Source organism: Prauserella flavalba, from assembly GCF_003202235.1.
Lineage (GTDB): Bacteria > Actinomycetota > Actinomycetes > Mycobacteriales > Pseudonocardiaceae > Prauserella_A > Prauserella_A flavalba.
Genome location: NZ_MASU01000006.1, coordinates 109504 through 123845, shown reverse-complemented (window position 1 = coordinate 123845; position 14342 = coordinate 109504). Strand labels below are relative to the sequence as shown.

13 protein-coding genes are annotated in these 14342 nt (G+C 70.5%); 2 read left to right on the top strand and 11 right to left on the bottom strand.

Annotated elements, in window-relative coordinates:
* The 3 genes from BA062_RS16605 to BA062_RS16595 all read right to left on the bottom strand — a co-directional run bounded on the left by BA062_RS16605 (position 1) and on the right by BA062_RS16595 (position 1559).
* On the bottom strand, positions 1-648 hold the full coding sequence (locus BA062_RS16605; RefSeq protein ID WP_110337630.1) for a DUF3558 domain-containing protein: 648 nt from the start codon (positions 646-648) through the stop codon (positions 1-3).
* The gene (locus BA062_RS16600) at positions 648-1094 is read right to left on the bottom strand and encodes a hypothetical protein (protein ID WP_146240045.1); all 447 of its coding nucleotides are present in this window, start codon (positions 1092-1094) and stop codon (positions 648-650) included. Before BA062_RS16600 ends, BA062_RS16605 begins: the two co-directional genes overlap by 1 nt.
* A gap of 63 nt (positions 1095-1157) precedes the next feature.
* A complete protein-coding gene (locus tag BA062_RS16595; protein ID WP_110338292.1) occupies positions 1158-1559 on the bottom strand; it encodes an HAD family hydrolase in 402 nt (133 codons plus the stop codon).
* A gap of 269 nt (positions 1560-1828) precedes the next feature.
* On the opposite strand from BA062_RS16595, the gene BA062_RS16590 reads away from it, so the two are divergent.
* Complete coding sequence (locus BA062_RS16590) at positions 1829-2299, top strand: Rv3235 family protein (RefSeq protein ID WP_245959856.1); 471 nt, start codon at positions 1829-1831, stop codon at positions 2297-2299.
* 253 nt (positions 2300-2552) lie between these two features.
* Here the strand turns inward: BA062_RS16590 and secA are convergent, their stop codons facing one another.
* From secA to BA062_RS16550, 8 genes are all read right to left on the bottom strand, one after another.
* Positions 2553-5426: a preprotein translocase subunit SecA gene (gene secA, locus BA062_RS16585; protein ID WP_110337624.1), complete on the bottom strand. Its 2874-nt coding sequence runs from the start codon at positions 5424-5426 to the stop codon at positions 2553-2555.
* A gap of 243 nt (positions 5427-5669) precedes the next feature.
* A complete protein-coding gene (hpf, locus tag BA062_RS16580; RefSeq protein ID WP_110337622.1) occupies positions 5670-6365 on the bottom strand; it encodes a ribosome hibernation-promoting factor, HPF/YfiA family in 696 nt (231 codons plus the stop codon).
* 454 nt (positions 6366-6819) lie between these two features.
* On the bottom strand, positions 6820-7458 hold the full coding sequence (locus BA062_RS16575; protein ID WP_110338290.1) for a ComF family protein: 639 nt from the start codon (positions 7456-7458) through the stop codon (positions 6820-6822).
* Between the two features lie 60 nt (positions 7459-7518).
* The gene (locus BA062_RS16570; RefSeq protein ID WP_110337620.1) at positions 7519-9270 is read right to left on the bottom strand and encodes an LpqB family beta-propeller domain-containing protein; all 1752 of its coding nucleotides are present in this window, start codon (positions 9268-9270) and stop codon (positions 7519-7521) included.
* Entirely contained in the window at positions 9267-10964 is a 1698-nt protein-coding gene (mtrB, locus tag BA062_RS16565) for an MtrAB system histidine kinase MtrB (protein ID WP_110337618.1), read from the bottom strand. Before mtrB ends, BA062_RS16570 begins: the two co-directional genes overlap by 4 nt.
* Positions 10965-10971: 7 nt before the next feature.
* Positions 10972-11649, bottom strand: coding sequence for an MtrAB system response regulator MtrA (gene mtrA / locus BA062_RS16560; RefSeq protein WP_110337616.1), 678 nt, complete (start codon positions 11647-11649; stop codon positions 10972-10974).
* Positions 11650-11710: 61 nt separating this feature from the next.
* A complete protein-coding gene (locus BA062_RS16555; protein WP_110337614.1) occupies positions 11711-12862 on the bottom strand; it encodes an NAD(P)/FAD-dependent oxidoreductase in 1152 nt (383 codons plus the stop codon).
* Complete coding sequence (locus tag BA062_RS16550; protein ID WP_110337612.1) at positions 12859-13176, bottom strand: bifunctional 3-phenylpropionate/cinnamic acid dioxygenase ferredoxin subunit; 318 nt, start codon at positions 13174-13176, stop codon at positions 12859-12861. Before BA062_RS16550 ends, BA062_RS16555 begins: the two co-directional genes overlap by 4 nt.
* Before the next feature lie 164 nt (positions 13177-13340).
* Between BA062_RS16550 and BA062_RS16545 the strand changes: the two genes are divergently transcribed.
* Entirely contained in the window at positions 13341-14126 is a 786-nt protein-coding gene (locus BA062_RS16545; RefSeq protein WP_110337610.1) for an IclR family transcriptional regulator, read from the top strand.
* The last annotated feature ends 216 nt before the right edge of the window (positions 14127-14342 follow it).

Here is a 14342-nt window from a genome sequence, read left to right as displayed (position 1 = left end):
TCACGCGCCCCCCTTCAACGTGTCGATCACCGCGCCGGCCACCTGCTCAGCGACCGGACAGGCTTCGTCCGGGTCATCCGTGTAGGGCCCGGCGTAGACGGAGTAGGTCAGGTCATCGGCTATGCCGACGTACATCGCGCAGCTTCCGCGGTCACGCTTGTCCGAGATGTCGCTGAAGGCCGCGGGGTAATCGCCGACCGTGGTCGGCTCGTAGTACTCGAACTGCCCGTCCTGGTAGGCGTCGTAGATCCCTTGGAGTCCGCCGATGCCGTCCTGTTGGTTCCCGGTCTGGATACCGACGACGACCGATTGCCCACGCCCGCGAACGTTCCAGCCGCAACCGGGTCCGGACAGTGCGGCGGTGCTGTTCTCCTCAGCGGTGAGCGCGTTCCCGGGCTCGGTGTAGGAAAGCCCGTCCATGACGTTCTGCGGAACGAGATCGCACGGGCGGTCGAGATACGCCGAGGCGTCCAACGGGTTCGCGACCGGCGGCACATCCGCACCGGCGGCCGAAGTGCCACTCTCGCCGTTCGAGGTCGGTGACGAGGGAGTGGGCGTCCCGGGCTCCTCGGTCGCACAACCCGACGCGAGCAGGCCGGCCAGCAACACCGCAGCTGTCACGCGCGGCACGTGTCGTGCAGAGGTCATCAGTTCGACTGTCCCGTCGCCGCCTGCATCGGAGCCGCGTTGGTCTCCTCGGTGGTCCCGATCTTCGTCTTCGCCTCACGAAGCCGGCCGAGGAAGTCCTCGACGTAGGCGATCATGGACAGGTTCGAGTCTTCCAGCGACCTGACACCGTCGCGGATTCCGTCGACGAAGTTGCTGCTTGGATCGTCCCTCGAAGGCGGCGTCGCCCTGTCGATCATGAGCCTGATCGCCGTCTGGTCATTCGTGAGGTCCTCGAGCAGGTCCTCCCATTGGCCGATCACGGCGTCGATCTGCTCCGCGTCGAAGGTCCACTTGCCGGCCGTCACGTCGACCGCCGTCTGAACCCAGTTCTGGGTGCCGTACACCTTCTGGACGTCCGCGAGCGCGCTTCCGGCGCGCGCGAACACGTCGTCGAGGCCCTTCTCCGCCGAGAACTCTTCGGCCATCCCCATCTCCAAGCTGCGCGTGACCATCCGGTACACGAGCGTAGCCGAACGCACTGGCCCCCGTCAGGCGTTCTCGCTCACGATGCCGGGAAAGAGAGCGCCCAGCTCAGACAGGGTGTCGGCCACCGAGGTGTGGTGCACACCGACCATGCCCGCGGCCACCGCGCCCGCCACGTTCACCGCCGAGTCGTCCACCATCACGCACGCCGAGACGGGCACGGCGAGGCGGTCGGCCGTCAGGCGGAAGACCTCCTCGGCCGGTTTGGCGACGCCCACCTCCCCGGAGAAGACCAGCGCGTCGAACCAGCCCGCGAGCCGCCGTCGCACGGCTCCGCCACCGGCGGCGTTCGACAGCAGCGCCGTGCGGACACCCTGGTCACGGGCGGTGTCGAGCACGTCCAGCAGCCGCGTGCCGTCCACGTCGGTCAGCACGCCCGCGTAGTCCAGGACGATTCCCCGCAGCATCCGCTCCACCGGCCTTCCTCGGCTGCCGTGACAATTCCGTTGGCGCCACGAGCCACACTACCGAGCGGCGATCGTTGAATTTTCGCCCGCATTCCTCCGTAGCGCATCGCGCCGCGTTCCGGTACCGGAATCGCCTCTTTCACCACCTCGGGCGATTTTTGAGTCGAATCGCGGTTTTTCCACCTCTATTTCCACAGGGTGGCCGAGGGGCCGTCCCGCATTACCGTTTCACCGAAATCCAGGGGGTAAGTATGATTACGCAGTCGCCTTTGCGGGGACTGTTACCGCTCAATCCGTACGAGCCGGGGAAAGGCCGGGACGCACCGCCGAGCGCCGGGTTGCCGGAGGGGCAGCTCACGCTCGACGACCTGCTCTCGGACATCCCCGCGCAGCGCGCGGGCGGGCGGCCACGGCCGTTGCTCGAACGGCGGCAGCTGCATCGCGTGCTGGCCGCGATGCTGGAGGTCCACGCCGGCCGCAGACCCGCGGTCCAACTCGGACAGTGGCTTACGCCTGCGCTGCAACGGAGAATGCGTGAGCGCGCCCGCCTTACCGGGCCGCGCTACACGTTGCACAAGGTGTACACGTGCAGGCCCGCGGAGAGCGTGGTGGAGGTGTGCGGCACCGCCGACACCGGGGAACGCGTACTGGCCGTGACGGCCAGGTTCGAGCATCGCCGCGGCAACTGGCGCTGCACGTCGTTCACCGTGCTGGAGCCCGGCAGCCTCGGACCGCGGTAGCGCGGAAAGGGTCCGGCCCGCATAGCACCCCGCGACGCGGGCCGGACCCCGGTGCCTCACCGGCCTAGGTCGTGTCTGACAATCCTTTGCCGTGCGAGCGGGGATCAGCGTGGTGGCTCGCAAGGCGGAGGGAAGCCCTCGTACCGGTCGTACTCGGGCTTTCCGACAACGCATGCCCCGGGCGCGGGTGCCCCGCACGAACCGAGCGCCGCGCCGGCCCCGCGCAGCCGGCAACGGGATTGTCAGACACGCCCTAGCGGCGAGCACCCTTCTTGTTCTTCTTCGCCTGCTCCCGAGCGGCGGCACGGCGCTCACGCCGGCTGCCCCCAGCGCCGGCCCCCGCGGCACGCTTCTCGCCGTCACCCGTGCCGCGCTTCTCGACGCCGCCACCCTCGGCGGGGCCGGAGTACGTCAGCGCGCGCTGCCCGTCGCCCTCGAGGCCCTTGCCCCTGAGCGCGGACGGCACGGCCTCACGCGCGGCAGGCTTGCCCGTGTCGGGCTGCTGCGGCACCGGCCGGGCGTGCCTGCCCGCCGACGCCTGCTGGCCGTTGCCCGCGCTCGCCGCGGCGGGCGCCGCCGCTGCCGGTGCGGCCGCCGCCGCGGGCTGGGCCTGCGCCTGGGCCTGCTGCTGGTCGGCCTGCTCGACCTGGAGGTTGAACAGGAAGCCGACGGCCTCCTCCTTCAGCGAGTCGAGCATCGCGTTGAACATGTCGAAGCCCTCGCGCTGGTACTCCACGAGCGGGTCGCGCTGCGCCATCGCGCGCAGGCCGATGCCCTCCTTGAGGTAGTCCATCTCGTAGAGGTGCTCACGCCACTTGCGGTCCAGGACCGACAGCACGACGCGGCGCTCCAGCTCGCGCATGGCGCCCTCGCCGACCTTGCCGTCGATTTCGGCCTCACGCCGCTCGTACGCCTTGGCGGCGTCCTCGAGCAGCACCTCACGCAGCCGCTCGGCGTCGAGGTCGTCCTCGTGCTCGGCGATGTCCTCCCACTTGACGTCCACCGGGTACAGCGTCTTGAGGGCGGTCCACAGCTTCTCGTGGTCCCAGTCCTCGGCATAGCCCTCGGCGGTCGCGCCGTCGACGTACGCGCTCACCACGTCGCGGATCATGTGCTCGACCTGCTCGCGCAGGTCCTCGCCCTCCAGCACGCGACGGCGCTCGGCGTAGATCACCTTGCGCTGCCGGTTCATGACCTCGTCGTACTTGAGGACGTTCTTGCGGATCTCCATGTTCTGCTGCTCGACCTGGGTCTGCGCGCTCTTGATCGCGCGGCTGACCATCTTGTGCTCGATCGGCACGTCGTCGGGCAGGCGCATGGTGGTCATGACGCGCTCCACCATCGCCGCGTTGAAGCGGCGCATGAGGTCGTCGCCCAGCGAAAGGTAGAACCGCGACTCGCCGGGGTCGCCCTGACGTCCGGAGCGACCGCGCAGCTGGTTGTCGATGCGGCGTGACTCGTGGCGCTCGGTGCCCAGCACGTAGAGGCCACCGGCCTCACGCACGGCCTCGGCCTCCTCGGCGACGTCGGCCTTGACCTCCTCCAGCACCTTCGACCACGCGGCCTCGTACTCGGCCGAGTTCTCCACCGGGTCGAGCCCACGCTCGCGCAGCACCTCGTCGGCGATGATGTCGGGGTTGCCGCCGAGCACGATGTCGGTACCGCGGCCGGCCATGTTGGTGGCCACCGTGACGGCGCCCTTGCGGCCCGCCTTGGCGATGATCAGCGCCTCGCGGTGGTGCTGCTTCGCGTTCAGCACCTCGTGCGGCACCCCGAGCTTGAGCAGCAGCTTCGAGAGGTACTCGGACTTCTCGACGCTCGTGGTGCCGACCAGCACCGGCTGGCCCTTCTCGTGGCGCTCCGCGATGTCCTCGGCGACGGCCTCGAACTTGGCGGGCTCCGTCTTGTAGATGAGGTCGGCCTCGTCGGCACGCACCATCGGCCGGTTGGTCGGGATCGGCACCACGCCGAGCTTGTAGGTCTGGTGGAACTCCGCCGCCTCGGTCTCGGCGGTACCGGTCATGCCGGAGAGCTTGTCGTAGAGGCGGAAGAAGTTCTGCAGCGTGATCGTGGCGAGCGTCTGGTTCTCCGCCTTGATCTCGACGCCTTCCTTGGCCTCGATCGCCTGGTGCATGCCCTCGTTGAAGCGGCGGCCCGCCAGGATGCGGCCGGTGAACTCGTCGACGATGAGCACCTCGCCGTTGCGGACGATGTACTCCTTGTCCTTGTTGTAGAGCTCCTTGGCCTTGAGCGCGTTGTTCAGGAAGCCGACGAGCGGGGTGTTGGCCGCCTCGTACAGGTTCTCGATGCCGAGCTGGTCCTCGACGAACTCGACGCCCTGCTCGGTGACACCGACGGCGCGCTTGCGCTCGTCCACCTCGTAGTGCACGTCGCGCTTCATCAGCGGCGCCATCCTGGCGAACTCGGTGTACCAGCGCGAGGACTGGTCGGCGGGACCCGAGATGATCAGCGGGGTACGCGCCTCGTCGATGAGGATCGAGTCGACCTCGTCGACGATGGCGAAGTTGTGCCCGCGCTGCACGCAGTCGTCGAGGCTCCACGCCATGTTGTCGCGCAGGTAGTCGAAGCCGAACTCGTTGTTGGTGCCGTAGGTGATGTCGGCCTTGTACGCCTCCCGGCGGGCCGACGGCGGCATGTCGGACAGGATCGAGCCGACCTCGAGGCCGAGGAAGCGGTGGATGCGGCCCATCCACTCCGCGTCACGCTTGGCCAGGTAGTCGTTGGTGGTGACGACGTGCACGCCCTTGCCGGAGATGGCGTTGAGGTAGGCGGGCAACACCGAGGTCAGCGTCTTGCCCTCACCGGTCTTCATCTCGGCGACCTGGCCGAGGTGCAGGGCGGCGCCGCCCATGAGCTGGACGTCGAAAGGCCGCTGGCCGAGCACCCGCTTGGCGCCCTCCCTCGCGACGGCGAAGGCCTCGGGGAGCAGGTCATCGAGCGATTCGCCGCTCTCGTGCCGCTTGCGGAACTCCGCGGTCTTCGCCCGCAGCTCGGCGTCCGAGAGGTCCTTGACGTCGTCTTCGAGGGTGTTGATGGTGTCCGCGATGCGGCGCAGCCGCTTCACCATCTTGCCCTCGCCCGCACGGAGCAGGCGGTTCAGAAGCATCCGGGTCGACCTCGCTAGCTGTATCCGGTGGTCGTCGTCGCAGCACCCCAGCGGGTGCCGGGCAGCTTGGCACGCGCGGCCCTGGGACCACGCAGTACTCCCCATCGTAGGGAATCTCGGGACCCGCGTGCACACGGCGTCGCGAACGGGCACCACACGCCGCCGGCGTCCGCGCAGGCCGACGGCCCGTGCGCGGGGTGCGCACGGGCCGTCGGCTGGAATGGTCGAGGAACTGACGGACGGTCAGCCCAGGCGGATCACGCCGTAGTCGAAGCCCTTCCTGCGGTAGACGACACTCGGCTTGCCGGTGTCGGAGCAGTTGAAGAGGTAGAAGTCGTGCCCGACCAGCTCCATTTGGTAAAGGGCCTGGTCGACGCTCATGGGTTCCGCGGAATGTTGCTTCTCGCGCACGATACGGCCGGGTTCGTAGTCGGCCACACCGTCGTCCCAGCGCTGTTCGGGGAGCTCGATCTCCTCGGCGGACATGGCCGTCGTGGGCGCCGCGGACTCGGCGGGCGCCTCCATCACGGCGGTCGCGGCCGAACGCCGCCCGCTCGTGGTGGGACCGCCGGGGCCTCCGGCCATCGCGGCCGCGGACGTGGCCTCCGCGACGGACTCCGGGGAGCGGCGACCGTAGTGGATCCGTCGCCGGTCGTGCATGCGGCGCAGCCGGTTCTCGAGCTTGCTGATGGCGGAGTCGAGCGCGGCGTAGAAGTCGCCCGCAGAGGCCGCGGACCGGACGGCAGGGCCCTTGCCCTTGCCGGTGATCTCCACGCGCTGGCAGTTCTTGGACTGCCGCCGGTTCGGCTCGTGGAAGAGCTCCACGTCGTACCGGATCACTTTCCTGTCGTAACGCTCCAGCCGCGCCAGTTTCTCGCTGACATGGAGCCGGTAGTGCTCAGGCACCTCCACGTTGCGACCCTTGACGACGATGTCCATACACGACCTCCCTCGCTGATTGCGGCGAGTTACCTTCTGGACGAAAAGCGCCGGGGGGACAAGGGATCACGCCGGCACGACTCCTCGTGCGCGCTCCCGAGAACTTCAGGGCTCCTCCGGCGCTAGGGGCATCGGCTCGTCACCTCCCTGCGTGCCGGGATAGCTGTTAGCGGAGCACGTTAGCCCGCTTGTCGCACTTACAACAGCCCCCGAGGCGGGGGACGTCGAACGGTGAGTGGCGGTCACGATCCGCAATGGACGCACGGAGTTCCGGGCTCGCGCGGACCCCGTTCGGAGCAGCGCGCCGCCCCTGCGGGCATCCCCCAGGCGCACGCGGCTCACACCTGCCTGCGTCGGGGTGACAGCGGGCCGCCTCATACCCCTCCAACGCGCGGGCAGCGCCGCCGGGTTCCCACCCACCCGATCGAGTGAAACTTTCCGACAGGCTCTTCGATCAGGCCGCCGTGAGGGTGAGCGCCGCGGTCACGTCGTACCCGGCGAGGGCCAGTGCGCGGCGGGAGGCGGCGAGCGTGGCCCCCGTGGTCACGACGTCGTCGAGCAGCACGACGGGAGCGCCCGCCGGCGGGGCTCCGGCGGGCCGCAGCCGCAGCCTGCCCTCCAGGTTGGCGGCGCGCTGCGCGCGGGCGAGGCCGACGGCGTCCCGCGCCCCCGGCGCCAGCTCCAGTGCGGGGGCCACGGCCGACGGGTGCCCGCCCTCGGCGAGCACGGCCGCGCACCGCCGGGCCAGGCCCAGCACGTGCGGCCCGCCTCGCGCCCGGGCCGCCGACCTGCGGGAGGGCACCGGCACGAGCCACCACGTGCCGTGTTCGTCCGGCCTCGCACCGGGCAGGTACGGCACGGCGCAGGCGAGCAGGCGCCCCAGTGGTGCGGCGAGGTCGCGGCGCCCGCGCTCCTTGTAAGCGAGCACGAGCCGCCTGGCCACGCCGTCGTAGGCGGCCAGCGCGTAGCCGCCCTGACCGCTGGGCCGGGGCGTGCCGAACACGGCCGCGCACCCGGGGCAGCACGGGGAGCCGCGCCGCCCGCAGCCCGCGCACGTGGAGGGCAGCAGCAGGTCGAGCGTGGCCAGGCCCATCGAGGAGAGTCGCCGGGTGAGCACGCCGACAGCATGCGGTCTCCCACCGACAGTTCCGGGTCAGCCGGGATAGAAGGGCTTCGCCTCCGGCCGGGTGTGCGGGTGCGGGCGCCACACGTCACCGACGTCGCTCGCCGTCCAGAGCCCGCTCGCGTCGGCCACGACGATCGGCCTGCCCGGTGCCGCCGTGATGGCCCGCATCGGCGGTGTGAGGTTGGAGCTGTTGAACTGGTCGAGCCGCAAGCCGTCGACCGGCACGCGGGCGACCGGGATCGAGTCGGAGGCCGTCGCCACGATGAGCGTGTCCTGGCTGATCCAGTCGACGTCCACCACGCTGTGCAGCTCCCCTGCCTGCAGGATCCTCGGCGCGCGCAGGGTCACCGACGAGCCGTCGGGCGCCCGCACCACCGACGCGACCACCACGTGCCCACCCGCGATCATCGCCACGCGCGAGCCGTCCCTCGACAGGCGCAGGCCCGTGATGGGGCCGACCGCGAGAACCTCGGAGGCGTTCACCGACTGAGGCAGCCATCTGCCGTCGGGCCCCCGCAGCACCCGCACGACGTTGGACCCGTCGACAACGGTCCACAGCTCGCCGGACTTGCCGCCGCTGGACGTCGCGGGCCGCCAGCTCGGCCGCGTCATCGTCAGGCCGGGCAGGTCGACGATCCGGTCCTCGGCCCCGTAGTCGCCGACCCGCAGGCGCACGGCGGGCCCGACCCGCTCCACCACCGCGAGCTGGTCGCCGGTGATCGACTGCGCCGCGCTCTCCACCTTGTACGCGCCGTCGCCCGCGGGGCCGTCGATCGGCGCGCCCGTGCCCAGCGAGCGGAGCACGCCCTCCACCGCCATCAGCCCCGGCAGCTCCGAGCTGGGTGACGCCTGCGCCTCGTACGCGGGCACCTCGCTCGGCCGCCAGTCGATGTGGCCCGGCACGAGCGCCGTGCCGTCGGAGAGCAGCCTGATCCGGCTCGTGGTCACGTACTGCAGCGAGCGGACCACCTGCGCGGCGATCAGCTCCTTGTCCTGCAGGCTCTGTTCCTCGACGCCGGTCAGCGGCACCACGAGAGCCCCGTCGTTCGCACCCGTCACGTTGCTCTCGAGCGTCGCCGACTCGCCGAGCGGGTTGCGCACGGCGCCGCTCAGCCCGTTCGACGGCCCCGCGAGCAGCAGGTCCATCACCCGCGCGGGCAGGCCGGACTGCGGCCGCGCGACGACGTAGCGCAGGTCGGGCACGAGCGCGCTGGAGTCGGGGGCGAAGAAGTACACCGGCACGCGGAAGTAGCTGTCGTTGAAGTCGCTGTAGGTCACCAGGAGGCTGTCGGGCGGGTCGACGATGCGCCACTGCCCGTCGGCCTGCAGCCGCAACCGCACCGGCACCTGCACCGGCTCGTCGGAGGGAATGAACGCGCTGTCCGAGCCGAGCCTGCCGACGAAGTTTCCGCGCAGCATCACGAGCCGTTCGTCCGCGTCGGGAGACTGCTGGGTGCCCGGCCCGTAGACGGTGCCGAACTCGTCCTCGATGATCGCCAGCGACTGGTCGGGCTTCCACTCCCTGCGCGTGTTGCCCGAGAGATAGGCGCGCGCGGCCGCGTGGTCGTTGGTGGGCTGGGCGCTCGCGCGGACGAACTCACGCACCACCGACAGCGGGTCGAGATCTGGCGTCGGCTCCGGCACCTCCTGGGTCGGCTGGCCCAGCCGCTCGCGCGGGATGGCCTCCGGCTGCGACTCCGCGGGAATGGCCGCGCACCCGCCGAGGGTCACGACACACGCGAACACCGCGAGCAGCACGCGGAACCTGCCCCGGATCACCGGACCTCCTCGTGTTCCACCACCGTGACCGTGAACTCGGCGTGCCCGTTGCGCTGCACGGGCTGCGGGGCGCGGGCGGGAGCGGCGTCCTCGGGTGGCAGCGGCAGCGGACTCTCCCCCAGCGGCTCGCCGACGCGCCTCGGCAGCGTCAGCCGGAAGCACGAGCCGCGGTCGAGCTCGCCCCACGCGTCGAGGGTGCCGCCGTGCAGGCGGGCGTCCTCCTGGCTGATGGCGAGGCCGAGGCCCGTGCCGCCGGTGCGCCGGTTGCGCGAGGGGTCGGCACGCCAGAACCGGTTGAACACCAGCTCGGCCTCCCCTGCCCGCAGGCCGACGCCGTAGTCGCGCACGGTCAGCGCCACGGCGTCGTCGGTCGCCACCAGGCGAAGGCGCACCGGCTCGCCCTCGCCGTGGTCGACGGCGTTGGCGAGCAGGTTGCGCAGGATCCGTTCGACCCTGCGGGCGTCGACCTCGGCGGTGACCTCCTCGTCGGGCAGGTCCAGCTCGATGTCGCTGCCCGCGGTGCCCGCGATGACCTTGACCTGCTCGACGGCCCTGCGCGCGATCGGGCGGACGTCGATCAGCTCGGCCGAGAGCTCCTCGACCCCGGCGTCGAGCTTGCTGATCTCCAGCAGGTCGCCCAGCAGGGTCTCGAACCGGTCCAGCTCGTCGACCAGCAGCTCCGTCGACCTCGCGAGACCGGCCGGGAACTGCTCGCGCGAGGCGTGCAGGACGTCGGCGGCCATGCGGACCGTGGTGAGCGGGGTGCGCAGCTCGTGGGAGACGTCCGAGGTGAACCGGCGCTGCAGCTGACCGAACTCCTCCAGCTGGCGGATCTGCCGCTGGATGCTCGCCGCCATCTCGTTGTAGGACAGCGCGAGCTTGGCGAGATCGTCCTCGCCGACCACGTCGAGCCTGCGGTCCAGCTCGCCCTCGGCGAAGCGCTCCGCGGCCTCGGCGGCGCGGCGGACGGGCCGGACGACCTGGCGGGTGACCATGTTCGTGATGCCGGCGAGCAGGAGCAGCAGGACCAGACAACCGACGAGCAGCGTGTTCTGCACCGTCGCGACGGTGTTCTGCTCGGTGGTGAGCGGGAACAGCAGGTACAGCTGCAACGGGCGGGTCGTCGTGGTCACCGGGGTGCCGACGACGAGGTAGGTGATGCCCTCCGCGGTGTGGATCTGCTTGGCCTGCGAGTTGTTCTCGACGAAGTTGCGCAGCCCGCCCGGCACCTTGTCGTAGGGACCCGCGTAGACCGCGTGCTCGGAGGCCTCGTCGGGATCGCCCGCGGCGAGCACCGGCTCGAACGCGCCCGCCGCGGAGCTGGCGGTGTCCTGGGTCGCCGTCGAGCTGCTGGTGATCTTCTTGATCGCGTTGTTCAGCCGGTTGCGCAGCGCCTCGTCCTGGCCCGCGTCACCGACGAGCTCGCTCTCCGCCGTCTGCACGACCACCTGGAGCTGGGCGATCGCGGCCCGCTCCTTGGTGTCCATCAGCCGCTCGGTGATCTGGTTCTGCAGCACCATGCCGAGCACGAACACCACGGCCGACGACAGGGCGAGCGTCGATACGGTCACGCGGAACTGCACCGAGTGCCGCCAGAGCTCGCCGAACGCGACGACCTTGCGCCGGCCGTACGTCGCCGCGCGACGGGCCAGCGCTATCGCCGACCAGCCGAAGGAGGCCAGTCGTTGTCTCATGGCTCGATTATGGTGGGCCGGCCTTGTAGCCCACACCGCGCACGGTCAGCACGACCTCGGGGTGCTCGGGGTCCTTCTCCACCTTGGACCGCAGGCGCTGGACGTGGACGTTCACCAGGCGGGTGTCGGCGGCGTGCCGGTAACCCCACACCTGCTCCAGCAGCACCTCGCGCGTGAACACCTGGCGCGGCTTGCGGGCCAGCGCGACGAGGAGGTCGAACTCCAGCGGCGTGAGCGGGATGGCCTTGCCCTCCCTGGTGACCTCGTGGCCCGGCACGTCGATGGTCAGGTCGCCGATGGTGAGGCTCTCGGCGGGTTCCGACTCGGTGCGGCGCATGCGGGCACGCACGCGCGCGACGAGCTCCTTGGGCTTGAACGGCTTGACGACGTAGTCGTCGGCGCCGGACTCGAGGCCGAGCACGATGTCCACGGTGTCGCTCTTGGCCGTGAGCATCACGATCGGGACGCCGGACTCGGCCCTGATCGCCTTGCAGACGTCGATCCCGTTCATGCCCGGCAGCATCAGGTCGAGCAGCACGAGGTCGGGCTTCAGCTCACGCAGCGCGGGCAGCGCACGCGAACCGTCGGCGACCACGGCGGTGTCGAACCCCTCGCCGCGGAGCACGATGGTCAGCATCTCAGCCAGGGCGGGGTCGTCGTCGACGACCAGCACACGTGCCTTCATGACCACATATTCGCACCACTTCGCACGTCACTTCGCACGACCCGGCGATCTGGTGCCCAGACTAGCCCAGTTGGACGATCGCGGCGTCGTGTTCGAGGCGCTTGCGCAGCCGCAGGAACGGCCTCGGCCGGTTCATCGCGAGCACGCCGGTGAGCACGCCGTCGCGGTGGTACGTCGCGACGAAGGAGCGCTCCTCGGTGTCGCCGTCGACCACCCGCACCTCGGCGCCGTCCCCCGCGGTGCCCGCGAACTGGATGCGCGTGCCGTACTGATCGGACCAGAAGTAGCCGGGGCGGGTGTGGTGCTCGACCGTCGCGCCGGCGAGCAGGTTCCGCACGGCGACGCGGGGTTGCTCACTCGCGGTGGTCCAATGTTCACCGCCAGCGACGTCGCCGACCGCGACGACGCTGGGGTTGCTCGTGACACCGCCGCGGTCGCAGCAGACCCCGTTGTCCACGGCGATACCCGAACCGGCGAGCCAATCCGTCGCGGGCGTACACCCGATACCGGCCACCACGACGTCGGCGGGCAGCCACGAGCCGTCGGCGAGCGAGACCCCCGTGACGCGGCCGCCCGCGGCCGTCACCCCGGCCACGCCGGTGCCCGCGAGCAGCCGGACGCCGTTGTCGCCGTGCAGCCCCGCCGCGACGGCGCCCATCCGCGCGCCCAGCACCCCCGCCAGTGGAACGGACGCCGCCTCCACGACGGTGACGGCACAGCCCAGCGTGTGGCAGGCCGACGCCACCTCGGCGCCGACGAACCCGGCTCCGATCACCACCACCCGCGCGCCTGCGGTGAGCTCCGCCCGCAGGGCGAGCGCGTCGTCGAGGGTGCGCAGCGTGTGGACACCGAGCAGTTCCTCCGTGCCCGCAAGGGTTTTCGCCGTGGCCCCGGTGGCGACGACGACGCCGTCGGCGGCGACGCGGGTACCGCCGGAGAGCACCACCTCGCCCGTCGCGGTGTCGAGCCGCCGCGCACTGACGCCGAGGTGCCACTGCGCTTCGAGGGCGAGCAGGTCGTCGGCGTCGCCCAGTTCGAGATCCGCCGCCCGCACCTTGCCGAGCAGGAAGTCCTTCGACAGCGGCGGCCGGTCGTAGGGCCGGTGCGGCTCCCGCCCCACCAGCACGAGCCGCCCGGAGTAGCCCCGCGCCCGCAGTTCCTGCGCGGCACGCAGCCCTGCGAGCGAGGTGCCGACGACCACGACCGTCCTCATGCGACCTCTTCTCGCACGTTCGTGTCCACGTAGATCACCCCGTCGGTCACGAGCACCGGGTAGGTGCGCACGGGACGTTTGGCGGGCAGGCAGGTGGGCTCACCGGTGCGCAGGTCGAACGAGGCCGCGTGCAGCGGGCACTCGACGAGGCACCCCTCCAGCCAGCCGTCGGCGAGCGAGGCGTCCTGGTGGGTACAGGTGTCGTCGACGGCGTAGTAGGCGCCTTCGGCGTTGAAGACGGCGATCGGTACGTGCGCGAGGATGCGCACGGCCTCCCCCTCGGGAAGGTCCGCGACATCGCAGGCTCGGATCATTCCTGACCTCCGAGAAACGATCTGTTGCGTATTGCGCGATCAATATCGCCATACGCAACAATCCGCGCCGGCTCCCTTGCCCGTCAAGGAGTTCACCTGCTTCTTACTCGCCGGTGTCCCCCGGACGGCCCAGCGGTCTTGCGTTCACGAGTTAGTGTTGCGCCATGCGGAACTCCGATGAGGCCAAGGGAGCCGCCAGCCCGGTCCAGTCCGTGGACCGGGCGATCAACGTGCTCGAACTGCTCGCTCGCAGCGGGGAAGCGGGGATCACGGAGATCGCGGACGAACTGGGCGTGCACAAGTCGACCGCGTCGAGACTCGTGGCCGCGCTGGAGGCCAGAAACCTCGTCGAACAGCTCGGAGAACGCGGGAAGTACGCCATCGGGTTCGGCATCGTGCGGCTCGCCGGCGCCGCGACCGGGCGCATGGACCTCGCCAGACTCGGCACGCAGACCTGCCAGTCGCTCGCCGACTCCCTCGGCGAGACCGTGAACATCGCCGTGGCGGACGGCGGGATCGCGATCAACATCAGCCAGGCCGTGGGCACCGCCTCGGTCGCGGCGCAGAACTGGACCGGCAGGCGGACCCCGTTGCACGCCACGTCGAGCGGCAAGGTGCTGCTGGCGTTCATGAATGGCGGCGAGCGGCGCAAGGTGCTGCATCGGAGGCTGGAGGAGTTCACCCCGCGCACCCTGACGACGCCGGACGAGCTGACCGCCGAGCTGGAACGCATCGTCGACGACGGCTACGCCGCGTGCTTCGAGGAGTTCGAGCTCGGCCTGCACGCCGTCGCGGTGCCGATCTACGGCAACGGTGGCGAGGTGATCGCCGCGATGAGCGCATCGGGCCCTTCGTACCGGCTCTCCCGCCAGCGGATCCGCCAGCTCGTGCGGCCGATGACCGCGGCGGCCGCGGAGCTGTCCGGCCAGCTCGGCCACTTCCCCGGGTAACCCACATGCCAGAACGGGCTTGTTACCGGGAAATTTTCCGGTAACAAGCCCCGGATCGTGCCCCGAAGAAGCCCCTTGACACGCCCGTCTCGCGTGCCTCACCGTGTTGCTCAGCACGGAACTCGTCTCCCCATACGCAACAACTCACCACCCCAGCGCCGTAGCCGAGGGGCACGTTCTCGCGCGCACGCCGGGTGGCTTCAGTCCGTTATGGAC